17 protein-coding genes are annotated in these 25565 nt (G+C 45.5%); 2 read left to right on the top strand and 15 right to left on the bottom strand.

What is annotated here, in order from left to right; genetic code table 11:
* Positions 1-174 precede the first annotated feature (174 nt).
* Entirely contained in the window at positions 175-2754 is a 2580-nt protein-coding gene (locus ARA78_RS05790) for an ATP-binding protein (protein WP_055280184.1), read from the top strand.
* A gap of 62 nt (positions 2755-2816) precedes the next feature.
* Here the strand turns inward: ARA78_RS05790 and proC are convergent, their stop codons facing one another.
* The 15 genes from proC to ARA78_RS05720 all read right to left on the bottom strand — a co-directional run bounded on the left by proC (position 2817) and on the right by ARA78_RS05720 (position 24354).
* Positions 2817-3599 carry a pyrroline-5-carboxylate reductase gene (gene proC / locus ARA78_RS05785; protein ID WP_055280182.1) on the bottom strand — a complete coding sequence of 261 codons (783 nt, stop codon included), beginning with the start codon at positions 3597-3599 and terminating at the stop codon, positions 2817-2819.
* A gap of 52 nt (positions 3600-3651) precedes the next feature.
* The gene (locus ARA78_RS13855) at positions 3652-3819 is read right to left on the bottom strand and encodes a hypothetical protein (RefSeq protein ID WP_156329404.1); all 168 of its coding nucleotides are present in this window, start codon (positions 3817-3819) and stop codon (positions 3652-3654) included.
* Positions 3820-3855: 36 nt separating this feature from the next.
* Positions 3856-5298, bottom strand: coding sequence for a DHHW family protein (locus ARA78_RS05780; protein ID WP_055272150.1), 1443 nt, complete (start codon positions 5296-5298; stop codon positions 3856-3858).
* A 12-nt stretch (positions 5299-5310) separates the two neighbouring features.
* Positions 5311-6741, bottom strand: coding sequence for an MBOAT family O-acyltransferase (locus tag ARA78_RS05775; protein ID WP_055280179.1), 1431 nt, complete (start codon positions 6739-6741; stop codon positions 5311-5313).
* Positions 6742-6838: 97 nt separating this feature from the next.
* Positions 6839-10699, bottom strand: coding sequence for an EAL domain-containing protein (locus tag ARA78_RS05770; RefSeq protein ID WP_242849670.1), 3861 nt, complete (start codon positions 10697-10699; stop codon positions 6839-6841).
* A gap of 164 nt (positions 10700-10863) precedes the next feature.
* Complete coding sequence (glf, locus tag ARA78_RS05765; protein ID WP_015534596.1) at positions 10864-11964, bottom strand: UDP-galactopyranose mutase; 1101 nt, start codon at positions 11962-11964, stop codon at positions 10864-10866.
* A 5-nt stretch (positions 11965-11969) separates the two neighbouring features.
* Positions 11970-14540, bottom strand: a complete 2571-nt coding sequence (locus ARA78_RS05760; RefSeq protein WP_015534595.1) for a polysaccharide pyruvyl transferase family protein — start codon at positions 14538-14540, stop codon at positions 11970-11972.
* Positions 14541-14568: 28 nt separating this feature from the next.
* Positions 14569-16401: a glycosyltransferase family 2 protein gene (locus tag ARA78_RS05755; protein ID WP_015534594.1), complete on the bottom strand. Its 1833-nt coding sequence runs from the start codon at positions 16399-16401 to the stop codon at positions 14569-14571.
* A gap of 48 nt (positions 16402-16449) precedes the next feature.
* Entirely contained in the window at positions 16450-17310 is an 861-nt protein-coding gene (locus tag ARA78_RS05750) for an ABC transporter ATP-binding protein (RefSeq protein ID WP_022217009.1), read from the bottom strand.
* A gap of 12 nt (positions 17311-17322) precedes the next feature.
* A complete protein-coding gene (locus ARA78_RS05745) occupies positions 17323-18111 on the bottom strand; it encodes an ABC transporter permease (protein ID WP_015534593.1) in 789 nt (262 codons plus the stop codon).
* Positions 18112-18136: 25 nt separating this feature from the next.
* A complete protein-coding gene (locus ARA78_RS05740; RefSeq protein ID WP_015534592.1) occupies positions 18137-19168 on the bottom strand; it encodes a glycosyltransferase family 2 protein in 1032 nt (343 codons plus the stop codon).
* Positions 19165-19950 carry a glycosyltransferase family A protein gene (locus tag ARA78_RS05735; RefSeq protein ID WP_242849669.1) on the bottom strand — a complete coding sequence of 262 codons (786 nt, stop codon included), beginning with the start codon at positions 19948-19950 and terminating at the stop codon, positions 19165-19167. Before ARA78_RS05735 ends, ARA78_RS05740 begins: the two co-directional genes overlap by 4 nt.
* Positions 19951-20149: 199 nt before the next feature.
* Complete coding sequence (galE, locus tag ARA78_RS05730) at positions 20150-21166, bottom strand: UDP-glucose 4-epimerase GalE (protein WP_055280175.1); 1017 nt, start codon at positions 21164-21166, stop codon at positions 20150-20152.
* Positions 21167-21420: 254 nt separating this feature from the next.
* Positions 21421-22929 carry a UDP-glucose--hexose-1-phosphate uridylyltransferase gene (gene galT / locus ARA78_RS05725; RefSeq protein WP_055280173.1) on the bottom strand — a complete coding sequence of 503 codons (1509 nt, stop codon included), beginning with the start codon at positions 22927-22929 and terminating at the stop codon, positions 21421-21423.
* A gap of 135 nt (positions 22930-23064) precedes the next feature.
* The gene (locus ARA78_RS05720; protein WP_055280171.1) at positions 23065-24354 is read right to left on the bottom strand and encodes a galactokinase; all 1290 of its coding nucleotides are present in this window, start codon (positions 24352-24354) and stop codon (positions 23065-23067) included.
* Positions 24355-24647: 293 nt separating this feature from the next.
* On the opposite strand from ARA78_RS05720, the gene ARA78_RS05715 reads away from it, so the two are divergent.
* The gene (locus ARA78_RS05715; RefSeq protein WP_055280169.1) at positions 24648-25538 is read left to right on the top strand and encodes an AraC family transcriptional regulator; all 891 of its coding nucleotides are present in this window, start codon (positions 24648-24650) and stop codon (positions 25536-25538) included.
* Positions 25539-25565: the final 27 nt, after the last annotated feature.

Genomic DNA, 25565 nt, shown 5'->3' with positions numbered 1-25565 from the left:
CGCAAAATCTTTGTAAATACCCGCATTAATTCTATTGTCTTTAACAAATATTGTCTATGGAATTAATTGACATTAATATGGATTTTTTCTCTCAAAATAGGTAAAATTGTCTTAAAAACAGAGCTTTATGTATTAATATATCAAAAATCTACACACCTAAAGGGGGGGTATTTTATGGATAATTTTGTTATACTACAGCAGATGGTTGCCATTGACAGAGCCCAGAACCGTTTTGAACTCCGAGCATCCATACAGACTCTGCTCCGTATCATCGGAAGTTGCACTTCGTCAGAACGAGTTTATATTTTTGACTGGGATGAGACTGACAACGTATTCCGCAACTCATATGAGTGGTGCGGTGACAATGTGCAGCCATGGATTGACAATCTTCAGTCCGTAGATTCCGCCGACATGCCTTACTGGCTGGAAGCATTTGAGCGCGGCGACAGTATGATCATAGATAACGTGGAGGATGTGAAGGATCTCATGCCTTCCGAGTATCAGCTTCTGGTCATGCAGGATATCCACTCTGAAATAGCATTTCCTATCTTCTATAAGGACCAGCTCAAAGGCTTTATCGGTGTGGACAATCCCCACATAGATAGTTCGGAATCCTTTATAAGTCTGCTTGGGGTTGTGGGCGGTCATCTCGGAAATGTAAGGGAGACTCTCAGAATGACCGAGCTTCTTGAGCAGCGCAATAATTCTCTCGAAAAGAGCCTGTCGGATCTGAACCGCGAAAGGACGTTCATGTCTGTTCTGTGCACGGACTACATATCCGTCTACTGCGTGGATCTTCAGAATGATTCTCTCGAGCCTTTAAAGCTTGACCCAGCGGCAAATGCTGCCCACATACACGACATCAAAGCTGGGAAAACATTCTGCTACTCAGAGCTGATCGGACAGTATTACGAAAAATATGTCATCAAAGAATCTGCCCCGGACTTCACAGAAATCCTCAGCGCAGAGCATATACAGAATTATCTTGCCGATCACCCTAAGCTTTCTTACAGATACCGGGTGACTCCGAACGCAGCGGGCCAGGAAAACTTTGAGGCTGAGATATTCCCTTTTTCAGCGGCTTCATCTTCAAGGGTGCTGATTGGCTTCAAGCAGATAGACGAGCTTGTGAGCTTTGAACAAAATTCGAAGAGGCAGCTCCAGGAGGCACTTGACGAGGCTAACCTGAACAATGAGATCATATCCGCCATAAGCAAGATCTACTTCTCAATATACAGGATAGATCTTACACAGGACATGTACGAGGAGGTGTCCAGCGATAACAAGGTACACAGACTTACAGGCCGCATGGGAAGAGCTTCCTCCAAGATGAAGGAGCTGTGTCACCGCTTCGTCGTTCCCGAATATCAGGACAAGATACTTGATTTCTTTGATCTGTCGACCATCGCAGAACGTCTCCACACAGACGAGACCATAGCCATGGATTATCTCGCCAACGACGGCAACTGGCACTCGGCAAGATTTATTGTGAAGAAGCGAGATGCTCTTGGCAACGTGACCAACATACTGTATGCAACAAGGCTTATCAGCGAACAAAAGAGACGTGAACAGAGCTGGATGCTCCTGGCAGAGGAGGCCAACAAGGCAAACGAGGCAAAGTCCGAGTTTCTGTCCAAGATGGCTCACGACATAAGAACACCTCTGAATGCCGTAATGGGATTTGCCGACATAGCAAAGCGATCACTAGGCGATCCAAGCAAGATAGACGACTGTCTGGGCAAGCTCAGGACGTCCGGGGCTTATATAGAACAGCTCGTCAGCAACATCCTTGACATAACGAATCTGGAAAACGGCAGACAGCAGCTTAAGCCTTGTGAAACATCTGTATCCGAGCTGTGTCATACTCTGAACATGGTTTTCGATCAGGCTCTCATGAACGACGGACTCAATATAACCTTCAACTGTCACGATATATATCACGACTACATCCTGGCCGATGGACTCAAGCTGAAACAGATCTACTCTAACCTGCTGTCTAACTCCATCAAGTTCACACCTGGTCATGGCGACGTTGGGTTTGAATTATATGAGGAGAATATACCGGGCTCCGATAAGATACGTCTCGTCGCCAGAATAAGCGACACGGGAATTGGAATAAAGCCTGAATATCAGGCGAGCATGTTCAACAAATTCTCCCGCGAGACAGACACCAGGATCAGCAAAGTGCGCGGAAGCGGTCTGGGGCTCGCCATAGTGAAGGAGCTTGTGGATCTAATGCAGGGTACCATCACAGTACAGAGCAATCCGGGTGGTGGAACTATCATCGAGGTAAGCATCGACGTCCCTTATATCATAAAGGATGATCTGTGGTCTGGACAATCCGGTGATAGCAGCGACGCAGAATCCCTGTGTGTAGGAATGCACCTTCTGGTGGCAGAGGATAACGAACTCAACTATGAGGTCGTGTCTGAACTTCTGGGTATGAATGGTATTTCCTGTGAGCGCGCTGAGGACGGCTCCGTGTGCGTTGCCATGTTCTCCACATCTGCTGCCGGAACCTACGACGGCATCCTTATGGATCTTCAGATGCCTGTGATGGATGGAATCTCGGCGTCCTACGCCATAAGAAAGCTCGAGCATCCGGATGCACAGAACATTCCTATCATCGCCATCACCGCCAACACATTTGCTAAAGATCTCGAAAGATGCCGTCTGGCGGGCATGAACGAACACCTGTCAAAGCCGCTGAACATAAGGCAGCTTATAAGCATCCTCTCAAAATTCAAGAAATAAAAAAGTCAAGAAATAAAAAAGTCCCTGTATGATATTTCAATCATACAGGGGCTTTGCCGTTATTACTTATTCATGATCGCATCTATAGACTTAATGCATGCACTCCTGAGGCCTGACTCCTCGAGGGATGCAACACCGCAGATGGTTGTTCCCGCAGGGGAACATACATTGTCCTTCAACACGCCGGGATGCTCCCCTGTCTCTAGCTGAAGTTTTGCTGAACCAAGTATCATCTGTGATATGAGTCTGTACGCAGTCTGTCTAGGCACACCATACTTAACCGCTGCATCCGCATATCCCTCTATGAACAGATCCACAAATGCAGGACCACAGCCGGTTACTGCGCCTCCTATTCCCATGAGATTCGATAGAAGCTCCTCCACAATTCCCACAGCCGCGAACAGCTCTTTGATCTGTGTCCTTTCTTCCTCCTCAAGGGAATTCTGTGCCTCAAAGAGCATAACTCCCTCATATACCATTGCCGGAGTATTCGGCATCACAAACTGCACCCTCACCGAACTGTCAAAATACTCACTGTACTTCTTAAAATCCCAGCCAGCTGCCACCGACACAAGAGCCTTTCCGTGAAGTCTCTCTCCTATCTCAACGAGAACGTCATTGATCTGATAAGGCTTGCATGCCATGATGACCGTATCCACGGCATCCACCAGCTCTGCAAGTGTCTTACACGGGGTAAATCCATACTTCTCTGAGTTCTTCACCAGCTTGTCATAGTGTGGTGCATATGCATATACACTCTCAGCCGCTATCTTCCCTGAATTCACAAATCCTGCACAGAGTGCCTGTGCCATATTACCCATGCCTATGAAACCTAACCTCTCCATGATACATTCTCCTTCTTTCAAGCCTTTATATATTTTGTCTTTTATATCTGTCTTACTCAGCCATCCGGCGAAGCTTCTTTGCACGCTTCTCCTGATAGAGAAGTCTGTCGACAGTTGCAAGCGCCTGGAACACATCCACATCCTTGTCATTATCTATGGTGCAGAACATGAACAATCCTCTGGTACCTTCAGAAGCAATCTCCATATATCTGTTGACCATCTCCGGGCATCTGTCTGCAAATCCTCCGATTATGCCCTAGTGCAGCAGACTGCTTATAGTAGCCGCCACATCTTTATCTCCTATGAGAGATATGTTATTTATACAGATAAAATCATTGACCTTTTTGCTCTTCACAAAGTCAAGGATGTTTACCTGTGAATATCTGTAATCTATGATATATATTTTGGAGTAGTGATCCACAAGAAATGGAATAAATGCATTTCCGTAGGACTCCTTCATTACTACACACGATGAACCGTCTGTCACCTTCGGGTTTTCTATCACTGCCATCGGCGTGTCACCGCCCACAAATGTAGAATACATGGTTCCCTTATCCCATCCATTCACATCCATTATGACATTCCACTTCTGCTCCGAGCCATCCTCGTTCCAGTAGGTCATGTCATTTGTTCCTATCGGTTCGTAGGCGTATATCGTATCAGGATTATTCTTCATGTCAGAGTTCTGCAGGGTGCTGTAGAAGCTTCCGAGGAATCCCTTGAAGGTATCCGTCTTCCTCTTGTCACGTGGAATGGCCGTTATGCCCTTCGTCTTGCAGAAATCCTCATACGCATAGTACGCGCCATCCGCGGTCCAGTGGTGATCTGTCCTGAAGAATATATATTCATCCTTATGCGCCTTTAACGTGTCAAATATATCGACCGTCTTCACGCCATTCATCATGCCATAGTAATACTCTATCGCCTGTTTCTGATCGGAACCGCCAAGCTTATCCAGCTCGTCATCCGATAGCAGGACACCTGAATTGTTCGGCACAAGAATATCGTACACATTTGTCTGGCCCGAGAGCTGTGCCGCTGCATTGTTGATAGCATCTATATATTCTGTTGCGGAGTCCTGAACGAAATAGTACAGGCTGTACGCAGAACCATCCTTCACATACAGGTTGTCCTGAAGCTGCTTCTGGAACGCATTGTCCATAGCCTTTGAATCTGGTGGATCGACCGTCTGGACCGAACCGCTCTCAGTTGTCGCATCCTGCTTGTTCTTCGATGTCAGACTCGCAGGAAGTCCTATCTCAGGATCCTCTGTCGTAACCTCCGTGGTACTCTCAGTTGTCGCCTTGCCTGCATCATCAGGAGTGGCGGTCACCGCACTCTTGTCCACCTCAGGTATCTCATCGCCCTTGGCATTTCCTCCAACCACCTGCGTTCCGAGCTGTATTCCGTACAGCTTCTTAAGGCTCTGGTCAGCCGACACAAGCTTATCCCTCATAGGGTATGTGTCAGAATACCACAGTGACACGTCCTCGAAGTATGATCCGTCGAGGAATGACGTTATAGTGAATGACGGAAACTTTGCAAGTGTCCTCTTCTCCATCGTGGATTTCTTAGGTCTGACAAAAAACAGCAGACCGATAAATGCTCCTATCGCCATGACTGCGGCAAATATAAGAACACCCAGAGTTCTGAATTTCTTTAATTGTTGTCTCTGACTTCTGGTATATCTTCTCTTCATAAAAATCACCCACTAAAACTGGAAATACAGGAAAGGATTATAGCTTGCACCCACAAGCGCCAGCACTGAGATCACGAGCATAAGTACCGGTGTTATCATCTCAGTTACATTGAACACGTTGAATACAAGTGGGTTGACCTTTCCAACTTCTATAGCCCATTTTCTGAGTCTCTTGCCCAGATCCGTACACGCAATACATGCAAATATCAGGAAGAATATGTTCTTCACAAATATTGTTCCAAGTGCCATATTTGCAAATCCCGATGTTCCTATTCCAAACATTCCCGCAAGCACTGTTCCAAGCTCACGAAGGCTCTCAAATCTGAATATGGTCCATCCGAACAGGATAACGAGCAGCGTATATATTCGGGATGCCACAGGGCCGAATCTTCCGCCCAGATAAAACTTCTCCAGAAGGAGGAAGCCCAGATAATAAATTCCCCAGAATATATAATTCCAGCTTGCTCCGTGCCACATTCCCGTGAGAAACCACACGATAGCCATGTTGCGGATGTACTTCGCTGTGCTGCATCTGTTGCCGCCAAGCGGTATATATACGTAATCCCTGAAGAATGAGCTGAGTGATATGTGCCATCTCCTCCAGAAATTATTTACCGATGTAGCCATATATGGGTAGTTAAAGTTCTCATCATAGTGGAAACCTACCATCCTTCCCATTCCGATGGCCATGTCTGAGTATGCTGAGAAATCAAGGTATATCTGAAGCATATACGCTATCATTCCAAGCCACATTTCAAGTGTCGTCTGAGCCTTGAGGCTCGCCACTCCCGCCGGGAGCAGGGTGTCGGCTATGCTGGCACAGGAATTGGCCAGTATCGCCTTCTTTGCCAGTCCGACTGAAAATCTTCTCAGTCCCATGTATATGTCGTTCGCTGTTATCTTCCTGTTGTCTATCTGATCAGCAACGGTCTCATATCTGACGATAGGTCCCGCTATACACTGATGGAACAGACTTGAATACAGAAGGAGCTTCCAGTATTCTCTCTGTGGTCTGACTTCGTTCCTGTACACATCCACCACATATGATATGAGCTGGAATGTATAGAAAGAGATTCCTATTGGGAGAGCTATTCCAGGCACGGTCTTCGGCACGCCGAACACTGCCTTTATGTTGCCGAGGAAAAATCCCAGATACTTGAATATCGCAAGACAGCCAAGCATTATCACAAGGTCACACACAAGATAAAACTTCTCAGATCTCTTGGTATATCCGGCACGTGCCTCATCTATGCGAATGGCAAACAGCCAGCTCACCAGAGTCTCTCCCGCCAGGAGCAGAAGATATCTCGGGCCTCCCCAGGCATAGAACACCAGTGAAAATATCAGCAATACATTATTGCGTTTCTCAGGGCTCACCGCAAAATATGCTATCAGGTTTGCAGTGAGAAAAACAAACAAAAATATTAAACTCGAAAAAACCATAAATATTCTCCCATCATGTCAATCGGCTGTATTATACTTCACAACAGTCAACAACACAATATTAATAATGATTAACTGTACGCTTCGGAATAGGCGCCTACAGATCGGCCATCTGCACTTCCCTGTTCTTTGATATTCCGTTCACCATGAAGCTCACTCTGCCGTTACCGATCACGATATTTTTCTCCTCTGCACCTATATCAGTTCCCACACTGTTGATCACCTGTGTGTTGATATCCGAGTTGGAAAATTCCAGTCTGGCGGTGTGGGTGCTGTTACCCATGGCATAGGCATCCTTGCCCTGTGCCACCACCTTGACGTAAGCGTACTGTATGCTGACGTCCGTATCGCCCTCACGGCAGCCTATACCATAACATTCATTTGCCCTGATGTTCATGGTAATATTGATATTCTTCATGGCAACCCTGCAGGACTTTCCATTCATGGTTCCTATGACTGCTGTCGAGATGGATGCCCCGGATATCTTGCCGGATATATTGTCAATAGCTATATCCGCGCTTCCGTTATATGAGCCTATGGATACACTTCTGGCGATTCCATTGTATATCTCCATGTCACAGTTCTCTATGTGAAGAGTGCAGTCGCTGTCCATACAGCCTATCATCACACCCTCCTGACCTCTCTGATCTATCTCGTATCGTCCGTGTCCAATATATATATTACCGCCAAGGCCGGATCCTATTCCAATGCCCCTCATTCCGGTGGCCGTTATGGACAGCGTTCCATCCTGATTGAAATACAGATCTCCGTGTCTCGACGCAAAATCGTTTCCTATTCCAAAGTATCTGCCACCCGCAAGTGTGATCCTCAGATCTCCATCTCCGGCAAGCTCGAGCTTTGACGACTCGGCTACCTGTATACCGCCTGTGCGCAGCTCATTGTCCCCGGTGAGGACTATCCTGACATCGCAGTTGTCTTCTATCTTTATACAAGGTATGCCCTTCTCTCCTCCAAGGCTTATGCTGTCCACCCTGAGCTCGCCTCTGAAGCCGTCTCCTATGGTTATCAGCATGTTGGACTTGAAGCCCGGTGTACCTGTCATGTTGACGTACCTGTACTGGTCATCTATCTTCTTGAAATCAAGCGCCGTATATTTGTTAAATGCAAGCTGAACCATCGATATCTCGTCTTCATCGGTTATGACATAGGTCTTCTTGCCATACTTTGTGATCTCGTTCTGATTGTACTGGACTATCTCGTTTATGATCCTCTTATCTATCTCGGCAATCGCCTCCGGTGAAGGCTTCGCCGTGTAGTAACCCTGAACGAGATCTGCGCCAAGTCTGATGACCTCCTTGAGTTCAACATCCAGCTCAACGCCCTCCGCCAGAGTGACGATATCATTGTCATGCGCAAATTCTATAATATCCTTAACAAAATGCTGCTTCTGCGGATCCTCATGTATATTTGTCATGAGCATCCTGTCTATCTTCACGTAACGCGGCATATATCTGAGAAGATTGTTGACATTTGAATAACCTGAGCCATAGTCATCTATGGCAGTCTCTATGTTCATCCTGCCGTACTTGTCCTTTATCTGATCCAGTAGCTGGTCGCTCATCTCAGCCTCCTCGGTGAATTCCACGACCACCTGTCCACCAAATTCCCTGAGTTTGCTCTCTATAACAGCGGTGTCCTCCTCCGACAGCCTGCAGCCCGGTATACTGTTAAAGAATATCTTTCTGCCCTCAAGTTCCTCTCGCTTGTCCTCAACGAGTCTCAACACATTGATAAATGTGGCTCTCTCCACATCGCTCAAACGTCCAAGTCTCTCAGCACTCTGTATTATGTCGAGAGGAGACATGTACTGCTCTCCTGCCGATCTCATGAGCACCTCATAGGCATAAATCTGACCTGTGCGGGCATTAACTATAGGCTGGAAATGATATGTGAGCAGATTCCTGTCAAGAATCTCCGTGGCAAGCTTGTCCTTCTCTATATCCTCCTGTGACAGCTCTGCATTTCTCGTGCTCTCAATGTACGCCTTCATCTTGGCATTGTTCTTGTTGCTTATGAGTGCGTTCACATAGTTGTCCAGAGCCTCCGCATTCGCAACCATCTGTCTGTCCACCGCATAGCATATCTCCATGACAAAATTGTCGCCATTTTTCCTGTTAAACTCCCTGGTACGGCTCTCCACACTCTTAACTATGGCGTCTGCGTGATCCTCCGCATCTCCCATCACCTGATATGCCACGATGAACTCATCGTTACACATTCTCATACATACGTCGGATTTCTCAAGGGATGCCGAGATCATTCTGGCAAGTGCCTGTATGGCCTCGTCCCCGACCTTTCTGCCGAGACTTGCATTTATCTGTCCCAGTCCCTTTATATCTATAGCCAGCAGCTCAATGCTCCTGCCATGTGCAACGGCATCGTTACACATATCCCTGCACCTCGCCATAAATCCGTTATAATTGTACACTCCGGTCAGATCATCACGGATCTGCGATGCATTGACCTTGTCCAGAAGCTTCTGAAGACTCGCCTGTCTGTAGAACGCCTCCATGCCCTGCATGATCTGCTTGATCCATGTGCTATATGAAATATCGTACGCCCTGCACTCGCTTCCATAGCTCACAACCGCATATCCAAAACATCTGTCGTCGAAATTGAGTGGAGTGAATATGTAAGCCTCAGGTCTGTCCCTGTCTGCATCCAGCTCAGGTATCAGTCTGGACACGTCAAAACAGTCATCGAAATCTATCGCACCGTCTCCATCACCGCAGCTTCTGATGACCCTGTATATATTCTTCGTGTATCCGACTCTCAGTGCATTTGACCCCATCATGACCTCAGGAAACTTCCAATATTCATTCAGGCAGAGACTGAAACTGCTCATGTTGCCATCCGTGTGGGCATACTGGAATATGGTATTGTAGAATTCCCTGTAATCTCTCTGGGATAACAGATCCTCCATCATATGGTTATAGTATGAACCATAGCTTCCCGGCTGAGCGTTCATATCCCATGCCGTCACGTCTCTCTTTCCCGGCTTCTCCGTACACTGCTCACATCCACAGCTTTTTCCCCAGTGTATAGACGCACTGCTCCTATAGTTCTCCAGAGATCTTCCGTTTATCTCTGCGTCTATCCATTTTGCGGCGTACTCGCCGTCAACCTTTGCAGGTATATCAACCGATGTCAGCGGTATGACTCTGTCATCGTTCGTCTCCGCAGCGTCATATCCCGTTATCGCTATATCCTCAGGGACCCTCACGCCTCTCTGTTCCAGCTCAGCCGCCAGCCCCAGTGCCATGTGATCACTGGCACACACCACAGCCTGTGGAAGTCTGTCTCTGTTCTCTGTTATCTCCATTGCGGTCCGGCGTCCTGAGTCAAACCAGTTATTGCCATAGTAAACCGACGATTCATCCACATCGATACCATGACTCTTCATGCTGTCAAAGAATCCCTGCTTCTTCAGCTCGGAATTGGTAGTATTCTCCCAGCCATCAAGCAGCACTATATCACGGTATCCGTGCTCTTCTATGAGATGATCCGTAAGCCCGCATATATTCTTTCTGTGATCAATATTTATGGATTTATATCCTTCTATCTCGTCGCCGACTATCAGTACCGGGCCATCAAACTCATGCTCCACACGCCACCGGAGTCCCTCCTCTGTTCCCGGCGTCCTGATCCTGTCAGTACATATGACCACCGCATCATATTTGTCAAATTCTATCAGGTTGAATATGTTGGCGTCTCCCACTTCTCTGCTAGCTGTATCCTGATACTTCAGATACATTGAGAACACGCACACATCATAATCAAGCTGAAATGCCTTCTCAAAAAACCCCGAGAGGAATCTACCCTGGGTGTACTCATCAGCCTGGGCTGTCAGTACCGCAATCCTCTTCCTTGTCATAACATATACACCCTTTACCCTTTTAATTTTTACCCCCTGGGCATCGTATCCACCAAATAACATGCCCATAATTAGTATAATTCTATCACGTTCTGTCGAAAGTGTATATCTTTTTTATTTTGCCGTATCACCCATGCTTCCGGCACGCCAAAAGGACGCATATACGGAAAATCTGTATTCCGGTATGCGTCCCTTTGTATGGCTTTATAATATGCTCTATCTCACGATTAGAACTCTGCCTCAACACACTCAAGTGCTGCTGCGATTACCTTGTCCATATCATAATACTTGTACTGTCCAAGTCTTCCGCCGAATATTACATCCTTGCGTGTCTCTGCAAGCTCCTTGTACTTCTCGTAAAGCGCATTGTTCTTGTCGTTGTTTACAGGGTAGTATGGCTCTACGCCCGGCTTCCACTCTGCTGAATACTCACGGCTGATAACTGTCTTTGGCTGCTTTCCAAACTCAAAGTGCTTGTGCTCGATTATTCTTGTGTATGGAACGTCTCTGTGTGTGTAGTTCACAACAGCATTTCCCTGGTAGTTCTCCTCATCGAGTACCTCTGTCTCGAATCTTACTGAACGGTACTCAAGTGGTCCGTACTGGAATCCGAAGAACTCATCGATCATACCTGTGTATACAGTCTTGTCTGCGATGTCAGGATTCTCCTTGATAAAATCGAAGTAATCTGTGTCAGTCTTGACCTCAGCGCCCTCAAGCATCTTCTCAATGATCTGTGTGTATCCGCCCATTGGGATTCCCTGGAAACGGTCATTGAAGTAGTTGTTGTCGTATATGAATCTCAGAGGCAGTCTCTTGATAATGAATGCAGGAAGCTCTGTACATGGTCTTCCCCACTGCTTCTCTGTGTATCCCTTGACAAGCTTCTCATACACATCTGTACCGGCAAGCTTGAGTGCCTGCTCCTCAAGGTTCTTTGGCTCTCCAATGTTCAGATCTGCGATCTGCTTCTCGATGATTGCCTTTGCCTCTGAAGGCTTCTTGATTCCCCACATCTTGCTGAATGTGTTCATGTTGAATGGAAGGTTGTACAGCTCATCCTTGTACGAAGCTACAGGTGAGTTAATGTAGTTGTTGAACTCTGCAAACTGGTTTACATACTCCCAGATCTTCTTGTCAGATGTGTGGAATATATGTGCGCCATACTTGTGAACGTTTATACCCTCCACCTGCTCTGTGTAAATGTTGCCGGCAATATGTGGACGCTTGTCTATAACCAGACAGCTCTTGCCTCTCTTGCCTGCCTCGTATGCAAATACTGCGCCGAATAATCCGGCTCCTACTATGAGGTAATCATACTTTGCCATGTTACTTAATCCTCCTTATCTTCCGCCAATCTCTTATCTATAATTGGATATGCTCTATAACCCTCAAACTCCTTAGGTCTGAACAATACTTCCTTAAGCCATGCAAGGGATCTCTCCCTCTCTGACATAAGTATCTTATTAACATTGTCGTAATCCACAGGCTTCAACAGCTCATCATTTCCAAGAATGTCTGCCGCATCCTGAACGTAATGATCTCTCACCTGGAATACATCCACGAGGGATTCAAATCTTGTCATTCCTCTTGCACTGTTTGCAAGTCCGATAAAGTTTGTCTCAAATACAAGTGAGAAGCTTATTCCGTGGCATGAATCAGTGAGAACGAAATCTGCATTTCTGAAATAGTTCAGCCAGTCCTCGACTGTTATGTCGTCGACGATCTTGTCGTCCATATCCATGATCTGACGGTTCTTCACCGGGTCCTTTGGACGTCCGTCCAGAAGAACAACTACCTCAAGGCCGAGCTTCTCTGAAACCTCAACCACTGCGGCTCTCTTCTCCGGAGTTGGATCAAGTATATATGCAAGCATATATTTGCCATCGTGCTTCTTCTTTGCCTTGTCTGCCAGTGAATCGAATACCTTTCTGTCTGCAACAAATACAGGATCGAGAACTCTCACCGCATCTATTCCATACACATCCTTACAGATCTCAACTCCACTGGTCTCTCTGATGGATATTCCATCAAACTGTCTCATGTATTCAGATATCGTCTCCCTGTCCTGTACATTACAGAAATCCCTGTCATGTCCAAATGATGCAGAGAATGCGATCTTCTTCTTATCCGGCTCAACAAAATCGAAATAGAATGAGAAGCCGAAGCCTCTGCTTATACCTCTGTTCCACACCTGATCTGATCCCATGATGAATGTATCGACCTTGGAATTGAGCTCCCTCATATCCTTCAGTGTGTATCTCTTGCTCTCATGGTAATGTGCCTTTGCAAATCTTCTCGCATGGGTGTCAGGCTTGCCGGCTCCGGTCTTGGCTGCAGGCATGTCTATCATGAGCACTGACAGACCAAATGATCTTATGATCTCGTGAAGTGCGTAATAGGTAGCAACACTTCCGTAGTTCGCACCGAACCACACGCCATATATACCTACATCGTACTTGTCCTTGATGGCATAATCGTATGCCTTCTCCATGGATGAGCCATTCTTTATCTGCTCAAAATATCTCTGTCTGGCAGGATGATTCTTGAAGCAGTGGTCAAATGGCTGTCCTGTCTTGAGTACATCATCACAAGGTATCTCCTTGTTCAGGAGCAGCTTGTCTGCTATGGCAGCATATATCTTCTCACCCTGTGGGCTGTTGACTGACACAATGGATGTTCCCTTGCCGTCAGTGTAATCTCTGTTGTACTTCTGAATTCCCCAGAAATCTGCAAGTGTTATATCACCTGTTCTCGGAAGCTTCGCATATGCGCAGTGTCCACAGAACTTTCTCGTCGATATACAAGGAAGGAATGCTCTGTAATATGGATCCTGTGTCCTTGTTCTGTGATAAACTGTTCCGTCAGTGTACTTTACAGTCATCTCTGTAGACCAGCCGAAGTAGTCCTTGTCTCTGAATCCAACATCAGCAACCTTGCCCTGATCCTTGCCGTGGTATTTGTTCAGATAATCATCGAACAGCTTTGGCGATGGGCCGCCGTGGCACATCAGATCTATTGTGTAGAGATTTGATATATCCACATTCTTGAGTGTTGCGTAAAGTCCTGCGACCTGACATCCGCATCCGCAGAATACTACCACTCTGCCTTCCTTGAGTATCTTCTTAACGTCCGCATACACCTTCGATGCATCAGCCTGAACATACTTGGATTTTCTGAGCTTGTCCAGATCATCCGGGCTCTCTATGATAAAGTGTTCAACCTTGAAATCGTCTGTGTATCCTGCTCCGCATACAGCTCCACCCTGCTCAAATGCATACTCAGCCAGCAGTGTGAATATTCCACCTGACGAACTCTTTGCCCTTATCTCATCGTCTGCATATGCCGCATAGCATGCAGGCTCGACAGTGTTCTTATACTCAAGATTTATAGATGGACAGATCTTTCTGCACAGACCGCAGTTTGTACATTTGCTGCGATCCACTACAGGAGCAAGAAATCCCTCTGAATCATACTTCATGCTTATAGCATTTACCGGACATACACTGTAGCACGCGCCGCAGCCACAGCAGTAATCAGGATGTATGCATCCGACTGTCTTGTCGCTGTCGCGTCTCACCGCTTTCTTTCTCCACTCTACTCGCTCTTCTTCTCTCTGTCTGGCACTCTCCTGCTTCTCAAACACTTTGATCTCAGGCTCTGCTTTTTCCTTCGTGGTGAATACCTTATTCATCCTGATCTCAGCAGGCTCGACCTTTACAACAGGCTTTTTGCCGTCTCTGAGAGCGTAATCACCGCTCATCGCCCTCTGCGCCGCATTTACTCGCTGGGACGCCTTGAGCTTATCCTTTGGCTTCGAACCGTTCTTCTCTGAGGTGTAATCTCCCCCCAGTGCTCTTCCCGCAGCCGCCAAACGGTTTTTTATACCTTTAATAGTAGCCATACCCTAAAGATACTCCTTCCATATCACTTTATATATGCAGATATTCCTTCCAGAACTTAGTTGTCTTCATCTCGTCAAATGCATTTCTGTAAGCCTGCTCAACTTCCACATGTGTCTTCTTGTATTTAGCCAATACTTTTCTATATCTCTTTATAAGCGCAAAACAACGCTTTCTGTTGATCGTTCTTCTGACTCCTGTTCCACCGTTCTTGTTCACGGCAACGAGAGTCTTCTTCATGTAATTCTTTCCCGGAACAAAGAACCAGTCGTACGCGATGATATACGGTGTTCTTCTGAGCATGAAGTTTGGAAGAAGATGTCCGTTTATCGTGAGCACATACATTGCCTTGCGGAACAGATTAAGACTCTCATACTTGTATGGATCTGTAGGAAGATCCCCTGCATAGCCAAGCTCTGCCAGCGGCACAAGCTTCTCGTTCTTAGCATTGTGCTCCTTGAGGCTCTGCTCTCCGTCAAGATGCATGATATACTCTGGTCCCTTGAGGTAATCCTCAATGGAATCTATGAGCAGCTCAGCATTGTTGTATGCAAATCTGGTTATATCCTTCCAGAACATTCCCTTTACTCTCGCAAGGAAATCCACATCCTGGCATATTCCGCTTGCCGCCTGGATAACAAAACTGTTTCTGTGAACCTGATAAAGCTCCATGGCGGCGTTGAATTTGCCTGCAAATCCCACATGCCATATACAGATACCATTAAGTGCTATAAATCCCGGCTTATTTCTCAGTGAGAACTCTACATCGTCACCTCTGACAAATACCGGAAGTGGTAAGCCTCTGTCCTCAATGTGCTCCACAGGTATACAGCAGTACCACCAGCCTGCATATGCATCATCGACATTGAAACTGTAGTTCTCATTTGCAACTATGTTCTTGAGAAGCCTCATATCCATAGCTGACTTGACCGGACCGTATGATCCGTCTGCCTTGTGGACAAATCCCACGTCCTCATACTGCTTCTGGCGTATGTCGTAATCGAACATGGCTCCACTCAGGAAGCACTTCTTGTACTCGTCTTTGAGGAGTCTGAGCAGATAATATGTTCTGAACAAACTCTCTGGCATGACCATAACGTCATCATCCATGAGGAGTACATGTGTAGGCTTCTTTGGAAGCTCCAGTGCCTCTATCATTCCACGGGTGAAACCGCCGGCTCCACCTACGTTGTTATTCATATAAACCTTGAGATCCTCACTGTCGAGCTCTGATGGATCGAGTTCTCTGTCATTGTCAATGACGTGTACGAACATGTGTCCCTTGAGGTCGCTTCCATCATAGAGTACATTTGACTTGATGAGGTCTATATTACGCTTGATATATTCCTGCTTCTTGAATGTTGTTGTGACAAGAGAGATATTTACATCTCTTATTCTGTCCTCCTCGATGTCAGCAGAATAGTATCCGCTATATATCTCTGTATCTTCCAGGGTATCCATATAGAAACCTACAAGAGCCTTATCTGTCTCTGGTATGTTCACAACCACCTCTGAAACCTCATCACTCTCAACTACCTGTGATACAAGTGGATTGTAGGTAACCGCAACGGATGCTGAATATATTGCATATACGGATATTGTAGCTTTTCCCTTCATTGTGAGGTGGAGCTTGAAGTTCTTTACCCCTGTATACTCTGACCAGCGTTTTACCTGAATGCAGTTGTAATAGCTCATGAAATTAACCTTTGTGAGCTTCTCAACAACATGACATTTCTTCTCTGAGTCGTATATAAATGGTGATTCCTCTCCCTTTCCAATGGCGCTGAATTCAGGATACTCTATCAAGTTCACATCCAGATTCATCTGCAGCATCACATTCTGCAACTTCACATTCTGTAACATTATCCAATCCTCCTGTGTTGTATATCAAACATCTTGCCTGATTTCTTGTTATTTCTTGTCCTTGCTCTGGGCCTTTGCCGGTGCAGGTGCATCCATCTCGGCCTTGAATGCATCGCATACCGTATCGGCATCTCCCACCATAACTACATTTCCATGATCCAGCCACATAGCCTTGTTACACTGCTTCTTGACAGCAGCTATGTTGTGGGATACATACAGCAGGGTCGTTCCATCCTCCAGCATGGCAGTCATCTTGGCCGCACACTTCTTCTTGAATCGCATATCACCTACAGCAAGTATCTCATCCGCAATGAGAATATCCGGCTCAACCGCCGTCGCTATGGAAAATGCAAGTCTGGTCTTCATACCTGAAGAAAAGTTCTTGACCGGAGAGTCAAGGAAATCCTGCAACTCTGAAAACTCAACTATATCGTCAAACTTTGACTCTATAAATGCCTTTGAATATCCCAGCAGAGTTCCGTTGAGAAATATATTCTCACGGGCCGTGAGCTGTGGATCGATTCCGGCTCCAAGCTCTATGAGGGCTGCCACAGTTCCCGATACCTTAACAGTACCGCTGGCAGGCTTCAATATTCTGCTGACTACCTTGAGCAGGGTGGATTTTCCGGCACCATTGGTTCCAAGGAAGCCCCACGCCTCGCCCTTCTTTATATCAAGATTGATGTCCTTTAACGCTATGAACTCCTGGAACATCAACTGTTTTGTCACAAGTCTTATAAAATACTCTTTCAGATTGTCCACCTTCAGATTGTTCTTGTTGAATCTTATGGTCACATCCTTGAGCTCTATAATGGTCTCACCCTTTGCCACAGTTGTTGTACGCTGTGCATTTGAGGTGAAAATCTTCTTATCATCAAGTTCGTTCTTTTTCTCTTCTACGTTAGCCAACTGCCACACCTCCTAAATATACAGAATGAACTTGTCCTGATTCTTCTTGAAACACAGCACTCCCAGTCCAAAGAAAAAGAATGCATAGAGGAATCCGAGACCGATAGTAGTGAGATCAGGCATCACTCCCTGATGCGCTATGCATCTAAACTGCTTGATATATACATACAGTGGGTTGAAGTAATTCACAAGTAACTTCAACCAGTCTGGCAGCATATCTATAGGATAGAATATCGCTGAACAGTACATCCACGCTGTGGTGACCGCATTCCATATATATCTTGTATCTCTGAAGAATACATGGAGCTGTGCAAGAAAAAAGCCCAATCCGCAGGCAAATATATAGGCCTGAAGGAATATGAATGGGAACAACAGCATCGTCCAGTAAAATGGTGAACGTGTGAATATGATAACGATAAGAAACGCTCCCAGTGAAAACAGGCAGTCAACAAGTGAGCTTGTGATCTTTGCCAGCGGGAACATAAACTTTGACACATACGTTTTCTTAAGCAGTGACGAATTATCTGTTATACTTCCAAGTGCCTTACCACATGCACCTATTACAAATTCGTACAGTATACGTCCTGCAAAAAGGTACACAGGGAAGTGTGGTATCGATCTGTTGAACATCTTGGAGAATACGATAACCATTACGATCATGATGAGCAATGGGTTCAGGATACTCCACACATATCCAAGAAAACTTCTTCTATACTTTAACTTTATATCTCTTGAAACAAGCTGATTTAAAAGATCTTTATAATTAAAAACTTCTAAAAAGCTTCCGCTTTTTACTTTCATTTTTCGTTAATCCTCCATAGTAAATCTATTCAAAACTCTTATTGTGCCTTACCTTGTTGTAAAGCTTTGAATTAAGCATTTTGTTGTAGCCTTCCAGACCCACATGCGCAGCATTCAGAAGCTTAAGTATCTTATAATGCTTCAATGTCATATCAACGACGTGTCTGTCTCTCTTGACTATATAACTCATAAGCTGATCTACCCGTGCAACACCTCTCTTTCTGTCGGAATCGCATAGCATGGAAGTTACCATGAAGCTCAGCAGAAGAAGATGTATCTTCTTGTCGCAGTATTCAAGAGCCCACTGCTCCGAGATGTCCTCTCTGTTCTTGAGCATCTTTACTATGACCATCTTGGTATGGTCGATTCTCTTGAACTGATTCTGCGCGGATACGCTCTGGGACACATCCCCGATCCTGTACTCGTACACGAACATATCGAGTGGCAGTATGGTTTTTGCCAAGCAGCATGGATATGTCGCATATTCGTGATCCTCGTAGAATACTTTTTCTGCAAGTCTGACTCCATTCTCACGGTAAAACTGTGTTCTATATGTTATTCCATGGAATGTGAGGCTTCTGTCAAATTTTTTCCAGTCTGACATGACCTCTTCCATAGTATATTCTCTGTCGAATTCATCAGGGAAACATCTCCAGTTCTTTATCTCCCCTGTTGTTATATTGATGGTGTGGTGACATGTCAGAACAACATCCGCACTGGCATTCTCGAGCTTTCCTATAAACTCAGGAATACTCTCTGTGAGAAACCAGTCGTCGGCGTCAAGCACCTTCATGTATCTGCCCCTGGCCTTCTCAGCTCCGGCATTTATCGCTGAGCCATGTCCTCCGTTCTCCTTATTAATAAGTGAATAGCTGTCAGGATACTTCTCAATGTACTCCTCACATATACTCTCACTGCCGTCTGTCGAGCCATCGTTTACCACTATCACGTCTATTTTGTCCATAAGCTCCGGAACAACAAGTGATCCAAGACATTTGTCAAGATATGGCTTGCTGTTGTAAGACGGAATTATCACACTTAATATTTTTTCACTCATTTCTTCTTCCCTAACCTGTTCTCATCTATTCCCTTCATAATAAGTCTGAAGGCCTTAAACCATGATATATCACTGTCAAACTGATGTCTCTTCCTTATACTGTAATACGCTGCGTACAATACCGCCGGTACATAACCCATGATGTATCTTGTCGTATTACCTCTGTTTATGAAAAATTCTTCGTTATACCCCTTAAACCATGTTGACTTTGTCTGCGCAACATCCGCTATAACAAATGGTACATAATATATTGCAAGTCCGTTCTTCCTGCAATCCGTGAGGAATCTGAATTCCTCTTCAGCTCCATTGCCCGAGCCCGCACCCATGCGCTCATCAAAATATACATTATTATTGACTATGCTCTCTCTCTTGAATGATATCTGCCAGGATGCCACATGCATGAGATCCAGATATCCAAGCTTCTTAGGCATGTCGCCCCAATGGGCAGGTCTGTTGCCTATGTTGAATATGATGACATCCGCCTCTGGCAGATCTCTGTACGCAGTCAGTATCCCTTCTTCGTAATTCCTGCTGAACACCTCATCGTCATCACACAGCAGACACACATCCGCCTCGGAATGCTTTATAGCATAGTTCCTGCTCTTGGTAAGACCCTTGTCATTCACCGAAAAAATTCTTGTCTTATGTCCGTTCCTGTCATATTCATTGTACCCATCATATCCACACTGGTTGACTATGATCGTGTCGGACTCTATATGGGATTTCGTTATGATATCCTCATCCTGAAGGTTCATACACGAAAGCAGTATTTCTAGTCTCATATGTCAAACACCCATTTCTATCTGATAAAGCCCTAAAAAAGGGCATAATTAACAAAGACCGCAGAAAGCGTAGTTTACTTACTTATACAACGTCTCTTTTAAAAAGTCAATACACAGAAAAGAGCACCGGCAAATCTACATCTGATTATATATAGTATTTGTCGGTGCTCTGCTACTTTATGTTATTTATATTTTGGAATTAGTCATTATATCCATTTGGATTCATCGACTGCCACTTCCATGAATCAGCACACATCTCGTCGATTCCGTACTGAGCCTCCCAGCCAAGCTCCTTCTTGGCAAGTGAAGCGTCTGAGTAGCATGTTGCAATATCTCCAGGACGTCTCTCCTTGATCACATATGGAACGTCATGTCCACAGGCCTTGCTGAACGCCTTGATAACATCAAGGACACTGTAACCATTTCCTGTTCCAAGGTTGTATACCTTAACTCCAGGATTCTCCTTGATCTTGTTGATAGCCTTTACATGTCCAACTGCAAGGTCTACTACATGGATGTAATCTCTCACACCTGTTCCATCCGGTGTGTCGTAATCATTGCCAAATACGCCAACGCTCTGAAGCTTTCCGATTGCAACCTGTGCAACATATGGAAGAAGGTTGTTAGGAATACCCTTTGGATCCTCTCCGATAAGTCCGCTCTTATGAGCTCCGATTGGGTTGAAGTAACGGAGAAGAATTACATTCCACTCTGGATCTGCTGTGTGGAGGTCTGTGAGAATCTGCTCGATCATCCACTTTGTCCAGCCATATGGGTTCGTAGGTGTTCCCTTTGGGCACTCCTCCGTGATAGGGATAAATGCAGGATTGCCGTATACTGTAGCTGATGATGAGAAGATGATGTTCTTGCATCCGTTCTTTCTCATAACCTCGCACAGATTAAGAGTTCCTGTGATGTTGTTCTGATAGTACTCAAGTGGCTTTACAACTGATTCACCAACTGCCTTGAGTCCTGCAAAATGTATTACACAGTCAGGCTTCTCATCTGCAAATATCTTGTCCATAGCTTCCTTGTCAAGGATATCTGCCTTGTAGAATGTGAGATCCTTTCCTGTTATCTTCTTGATTCTGTCAACTGCCTTCTCGCTGGCATTGTAAAGGTTGTCGAGAATTACTACCTCGTAGCCTGCATTAAGCAGCTCAACACATGTATGACTTCCTATATAACCTGCTCCGCCTGTTACTAAAATCTTCATAATGTTTTCCTCCTTTATGATACTGTGACTCATAACCATCTGCCGGACACCTGTGCTTTTGGGGGCACTGTTAATGTCTTGCGCAAATGTCGATCACCAGTTTATAAACATTTTTATTTTGCAATGACGTTTTCTCCAACACTATACCACTACATCCTGTTATGCACAATAAAATGTGGCATTAATAAATATTAGTTATGGAATACGTCTGTCACAGATACACATATATTATTGCATTTTTAGTGCACACTATATTACTGTGCATTCACATAATCTACGAACTTGAGGAATGCAGCCTTTCCAGCCTCATCTCTCTTGTAAACGCCTGCACACTCAAGGATCTTTGCGAATACATCGCCGATCTCATCCTGAAGTATCTTGTGTACGTTGTCTGCATTTATGTCGTACTTTCCAATGAAAGTCTGTACCCAGTCGTAATGCTTTGCTATATTCTCATGAGCCTTGATGTCTCCACCTGCCACAAGAACCTCTGCCAGCTCTTCCATCTCGCCCTTGAGTCTTGCAGGAAGGACCGCAAGTCCCATCACCTCGATGAGTCCGATGTTCTCCTTCTTGATGTTGTGATACTGCTCCCATGGATGATAGAGACCAAGTGGATGCTCCTCTGTGGTGATGTTGTTACGAAGGACTAAGTCCATCTCGTACTTGCCATCTCTCATTCTTGCGATCGGAGTGATCGTGTTGTGAGGCTCTCCGTCTGTCTCCGCGAATATGTACGCATCCTCATCTGTGTAGCCTCTCCATGCGCCGAGAATCTTGTCGGCAAGCTCTATGATCTTGTCTGGATCCTCTCCGTCAAGTCTGATGACTGACATAGGCCACTTCACGATTCCTGCCTCAACATCCTCATATCCTGCAAATGTAATCTTTGTCTCAACAGGTGCCTTTGTCATGGCAAATGTATAACGTCCGCCCTGGAAGTGATCGTGTGTGAGGATAGATCCACCTACTATAGGAAGGTCTGCATTTGATCCCAGGAAGTAATGTGGGAACTGTCCAACAAATGAAAAGAGTTTCTGGAATGTAGCCTTTTCTATCTTCATAGGGATGTGCTGTCCGTTGAACACGATACAGTGCTCATTGTAGTATACATATGGAGAATACTGGAATCCCCACTTGCTACCATTTACCTCTATAGGAATGATCCTGTGATTCTCTCTTGCTGGATGGTTGATCCTTCCCGCATATCCCTCGTTCTCCATACACAGCTGGCACTTTGGATATGATGACTGTGACATGGTCTTAGCAAGGGCAATCATCTTCGGATCCTTCTCAGGCTTTGAAAGGTTGATGGTGATGTCGATATCACCATACTCTGTAGGCTTTACCCACTTGATATCCCTTGCAACTCTGTATGTTCTTATATAATCTGTTGCTCTGCTGAGCTTATAATAGAAGTCTGTCGCCTCCTCTGGGGACTTTGCATACTTCTCTCTGAACGTCTTTATGATCTGGCTTGGCTTTGGAACCAGCGCATTCATGATCTTCGTGTCGAACAGATCTCTGAGGACAACTGAATTCTCTGCGATAAGTCCATTCTCAACTGCGTAATCCAGAATCCCCTTGAGACACTCCTCAAGTTTTTCCGGTGTATCTATAGCTGGCACCTCACCCGGCTCCTCGTAGCTGTCCTTCTTCAGCATCTCGAGGATGGTGTTGGTCGTATATATTCTATCCTCTTCCTCTATCAGCTCATTTGCAATTCCGTACTCAACGAGCTGCTTGATATTTGTATCTATCATGGTTGTAACCCTTCTTTCCTTATATCTATTTCTACACTCTCTTCTCCGCAACGAGACGGGAACACCAGCCATTAAAGTTCGCTTCCAGCGAAGGCTGGTGCTACATAATAATTTTTCTACGAAAAATTATCACATTTACTCAACTACCTTGATTCCGCCGTAAGGTCTTACCTTGAGGACGTGGCATGCGCCCTCTCCGAAGATCGACTCGATGTTCTTCTTGTACTCAGCAACAGCCGCATTCTTGACAAATGCCTGGATTGTTCCGGCAAATCCGCCGCCGTGTACTCTGCACACACCGTTCTTGCCGATGAACTTCTCCGAGAAGCCAAGTGCTATTGATACATTCTGTGTGAGTGGATCCTTTGCGCTGTATATATTCTGAAGAAGCTTGAATGATGAATCTCCGCTTCTCTTTATAACATCGAGGAAATGGTCAAATTCCTGATTCTCAAGTGCTGCAACACCCTCTGCAACTCTGTCCTGCTCTGTGTAGAAGTGGAGTGCGCGAAGGACTGCTCTGTCATTCACCTTGCCGCTTGCTCTCATCTCGCTAACCTTACTGATGAAGTCCTCCTCTGAAACTCTGCTGAGGAGCTCCTCTCCGAAGTAATTTGCTACCTGCTTCATCTCTACAGGGATCGCTGCATAGTCGTCTGTGAGATCTGCATGTGAACCCTTTGTGTCAACGATACACAGGCTGTACTGATGAGCCTCAAAGTCAACCGGAACCTGCTTGATGACAGGATTTGCCTTGTCAAAGAAATCGATATATATAAGTCCTCCGACTGCACATGCCATCTGATCCATAAGTCCGCATGGCTTGCCGAAGTATACGTTCTCTGCGTACTGTCCTATCTTTGCAACATCAACTGATGAAACCTTCATGTCATTGTAGAGGCCTGAAAGGATAGTTCCTATAAGACTCTCAAATGCTGCTGATGATGACATTCCAGCTCCCATGAGCACATCGCTTGTCACAAATGCTGTGAAACCGCCTACCTTGAATCCGTAGTCTCTGATCCCTGCAACAACGCCCTTGATAAGCGCTGTTGTTGTTCCCTCAAGTGCAGGATCCTGCTCGATATCATTTACATTGATAACTTCCTTTGGCATATCGTCTGACACAAGCTCGATCACGCCGTCCTCTCTAGGTGCCACAACTGCTATGGCATCAAGGTTGATCGATGTAGCAAGTACATGTCCGTTCTGATGGTCTGTATGGTTTCCACACACCTCGCTTCTTCCGGGAGCGCTGTAGATAGCAACCTCCTGATCTCCGAATAACTCTGTAAATTTATCAAGAGCTTTTACATATCTTTCCCTGTTGTATGGGATCATATCCTTGTCGAGATAGATCTGTGCAAGCTTCTCGTCAAACTCTCCACCTGCGATAATTTCCTTTAATTCTGCGATTTTCTTCATTGTCTGTAACTCCACCTTTCTCCATCTTTTTATATTTTTTTCTTAATGTCCGTTATTTTGTTGTCCATATTGCGCACATTTTCTGCGCTACGCCGTTGCGCTTCTTGCTTTGTGAATATAATTCTATAACAATATACAGATTTTGAACATGGCATAGCGTTGCAAATATATGTCCATTTGTTAGATTGTTTTATTTTATCTGTTGCACCCGGTACACTGTTCTGTTATTCTTATCATGGTTGATAACATTGCCAGGCAGCCAAATCTACTATTATATTTATCAAGGAAAAATTATGGAAAATAAGATCGTAATGGAATTCCCTCAGGAAAATGACACAGACCTCTACCTGAACGTGTTCGGTCACTCAATAACCGAGCCTCTCCACAAGGCAGGGCCTGCGGTCAAGACCTTCTACCTCATACATTTCGTGCTGGAGGGAGAGGGCGACTTCTATGTGGGGAACGCACACTATCATCTGAAAAAGGGTCAGGGATTTCTGATTGAGCCGGACACCCCTGCCACATATATATCAGACGAACACCATCCATGGAGGTATGTCTGGTTCGGTTTCTCGGGCAGATGCGCCCACGACACGCTGAGCAGTATCGGGCTCACCCAGAACCAGCCAATCTTCACCTGTGAGGATGGAGACAAATTGAAAAAATACGTGTTCGACATGCTCGCCCACAACACATCAGACCACGCCGACCACTACAGACTCATGGGTATGCTGTACCTCGCCCTGTCCGTAATTGCAAATGCACAGAAGGACAAGCTGGAGGCTCCATCGGGAAATGCCTACGTAAACCACGCCATCTCCTACATTCAGAACCACTACAGTATGCCTATGAAGGTGGAGGAGCTGTCTGACTACGTTGGAATCAACAGGAGCTATTTCTCGGATCTGTTCAAACAGTACACCGGGATGAGTCCTGTGAAATACCTGCAGAATTTCCGCATAACAAAAGCCCAGCATATGCTTACCATATCTGAGCTTTCTATAGAAAGTATTGCATTTTCATGCGGCTACCAGTCCGCCGAGGCTTTCCACAAGATCTTCCGCAAAACCACCGGCATGTCGCCTAATGCCTACCGGCAGGAGAAACGCCAGAGAACTCTCTCCAGTCAGGAGACCATGAACAATAACCGGCCGGATTATATTGATACAGATGATGATTTTTAAAATTATCTCCAGTGGCAAAGGCACCAG

It is taken from the genome of Coprococcus eutactus (genome assembly GCF_001404675.1).
GTDB lineage: Bacteria > Bacillota > Clostridia > Lachnospirales > Lachnospiraceae > Coprococcus > Coprococcus aceti.
Note: the sequence above shows the minus strand (reverse complement) of the source record. Positions and strands in the feature narration are given on the sequence as shown.

Excerpts from the sequence above, each read along its gene's own strand:
- ARA78_RS05770 (WP_242849670.1), bottom strand. The coding sequence starts at position 10,699 with ATGTTATTTGGTGGATACGATGCCCAGGGGGTAAAAATTAAAAGGGTA.
- ARA78_RS13855 (WP_156329404.1), bottom strand. The coding sequence starts at position 3,819 with ATGGTCAACAGATATATGGAGATTGCTTCTGAAGGTACCAGAGGATTG.
- galT (WP_055280173.1), bottom strand. The coding sequence starts at position 22,929 with ATGATAGATACAAATATCAAGCAGCTCGTTGAGTACGGAATTGCAAAT.
- ARA78_RS05780 (WP_055272150.1), bottom strand. The coding sequence starts at position 5,298 with ATGAAGAGAAGATATACCAGAAGTCAGAGACAACAATTAAAGAAATTC.
- ARA78_RS05735 (WP_242849669.1), bottom strand. The coding sequence starts at position 19,950 with ATGAGACTAGAAATACTGCTTTCGTGTATGAACCTTCAGGATGAGGAT.
- ARA78_RS05760 (WP_015534595.1), bottom strand. The coding sequence starts at position 14,540 with ATGGCTACTATTAAAGGTATAAAAAACCGTTTGGCGGCTGCGGGAAGA.
- ARA78_RS05720 (WP_055280171.1), bottom strand. The coding sequence starts at position 24,354 with ATGAAGAAAATCGCAGAATTAAAGGAAATTATCGCAGGTGGAGAGTTT.
- ARA78_RS05745 (WP_015534593.1), bottom strand. The coding sequence starts at position 18,111 with ATGAAAGTAAAAAGCGGAAGCTTTTTAGAAGTTTTTAATTATAAAGAT.
- galE (WP_055280175.1), bottom strand. The coding sequence starts at position 21,166 with ATGAAGATTTTAGTAACAGGCGGAGCAGGTTATATAGGAAGTCATACA.
- ARA78_RS05755 (WP_015534594.1), bottom strand. The coding sequence starts at position 16,401 with ATGTTACAGAATGTGAAGTTGCAGAATGTGATGCTGCAGATGAATCTG.
- proC (WP_055280182.1), bottom strand. The coding sequence starts at position 3,599 with ATGGAGAGGTTAGGTTTCATAGGCATGGGTAATATGGCACAGGCACTC.
- ARA78_RS05790 (WP_055280184.1), top strand. The coding sequence starts at position 175 with ATGGATAATTTTGTTATACTACAGCAGATGGTTGCCATTGACAGAGCC.
- ARA78_RS05775 (WP_055280179.1), bottom strand. The coding sequence starts at position 6,741 with ATGGTTTTTTCGAGTTTAATATTTTTGTTTGTTTTTCTCACTGCAAAC.
- glf (WP_015534596.1), bottom strand. The coding sequence starts at position 11,964 with ATGGCAAAGTATGATTACCTCATAGTAGGAGCCGGATTATTCGGCGCA.
- ARA78_RS05740 (WP_015534592.1), bottom strand. The coding sequence starts at position 19,168 with ATGAGTGAAAAAATATTAAGTGTGATAATTCCGTCTTACAACAGCAAG.
- ARA78_RS05715 (WP_055280169.1), top strand. The coding sequence starts at position 24,648 with ATGGAAAATAAGATCGTAATGGAATTCCCTCAGGAAAATGACACAGAC.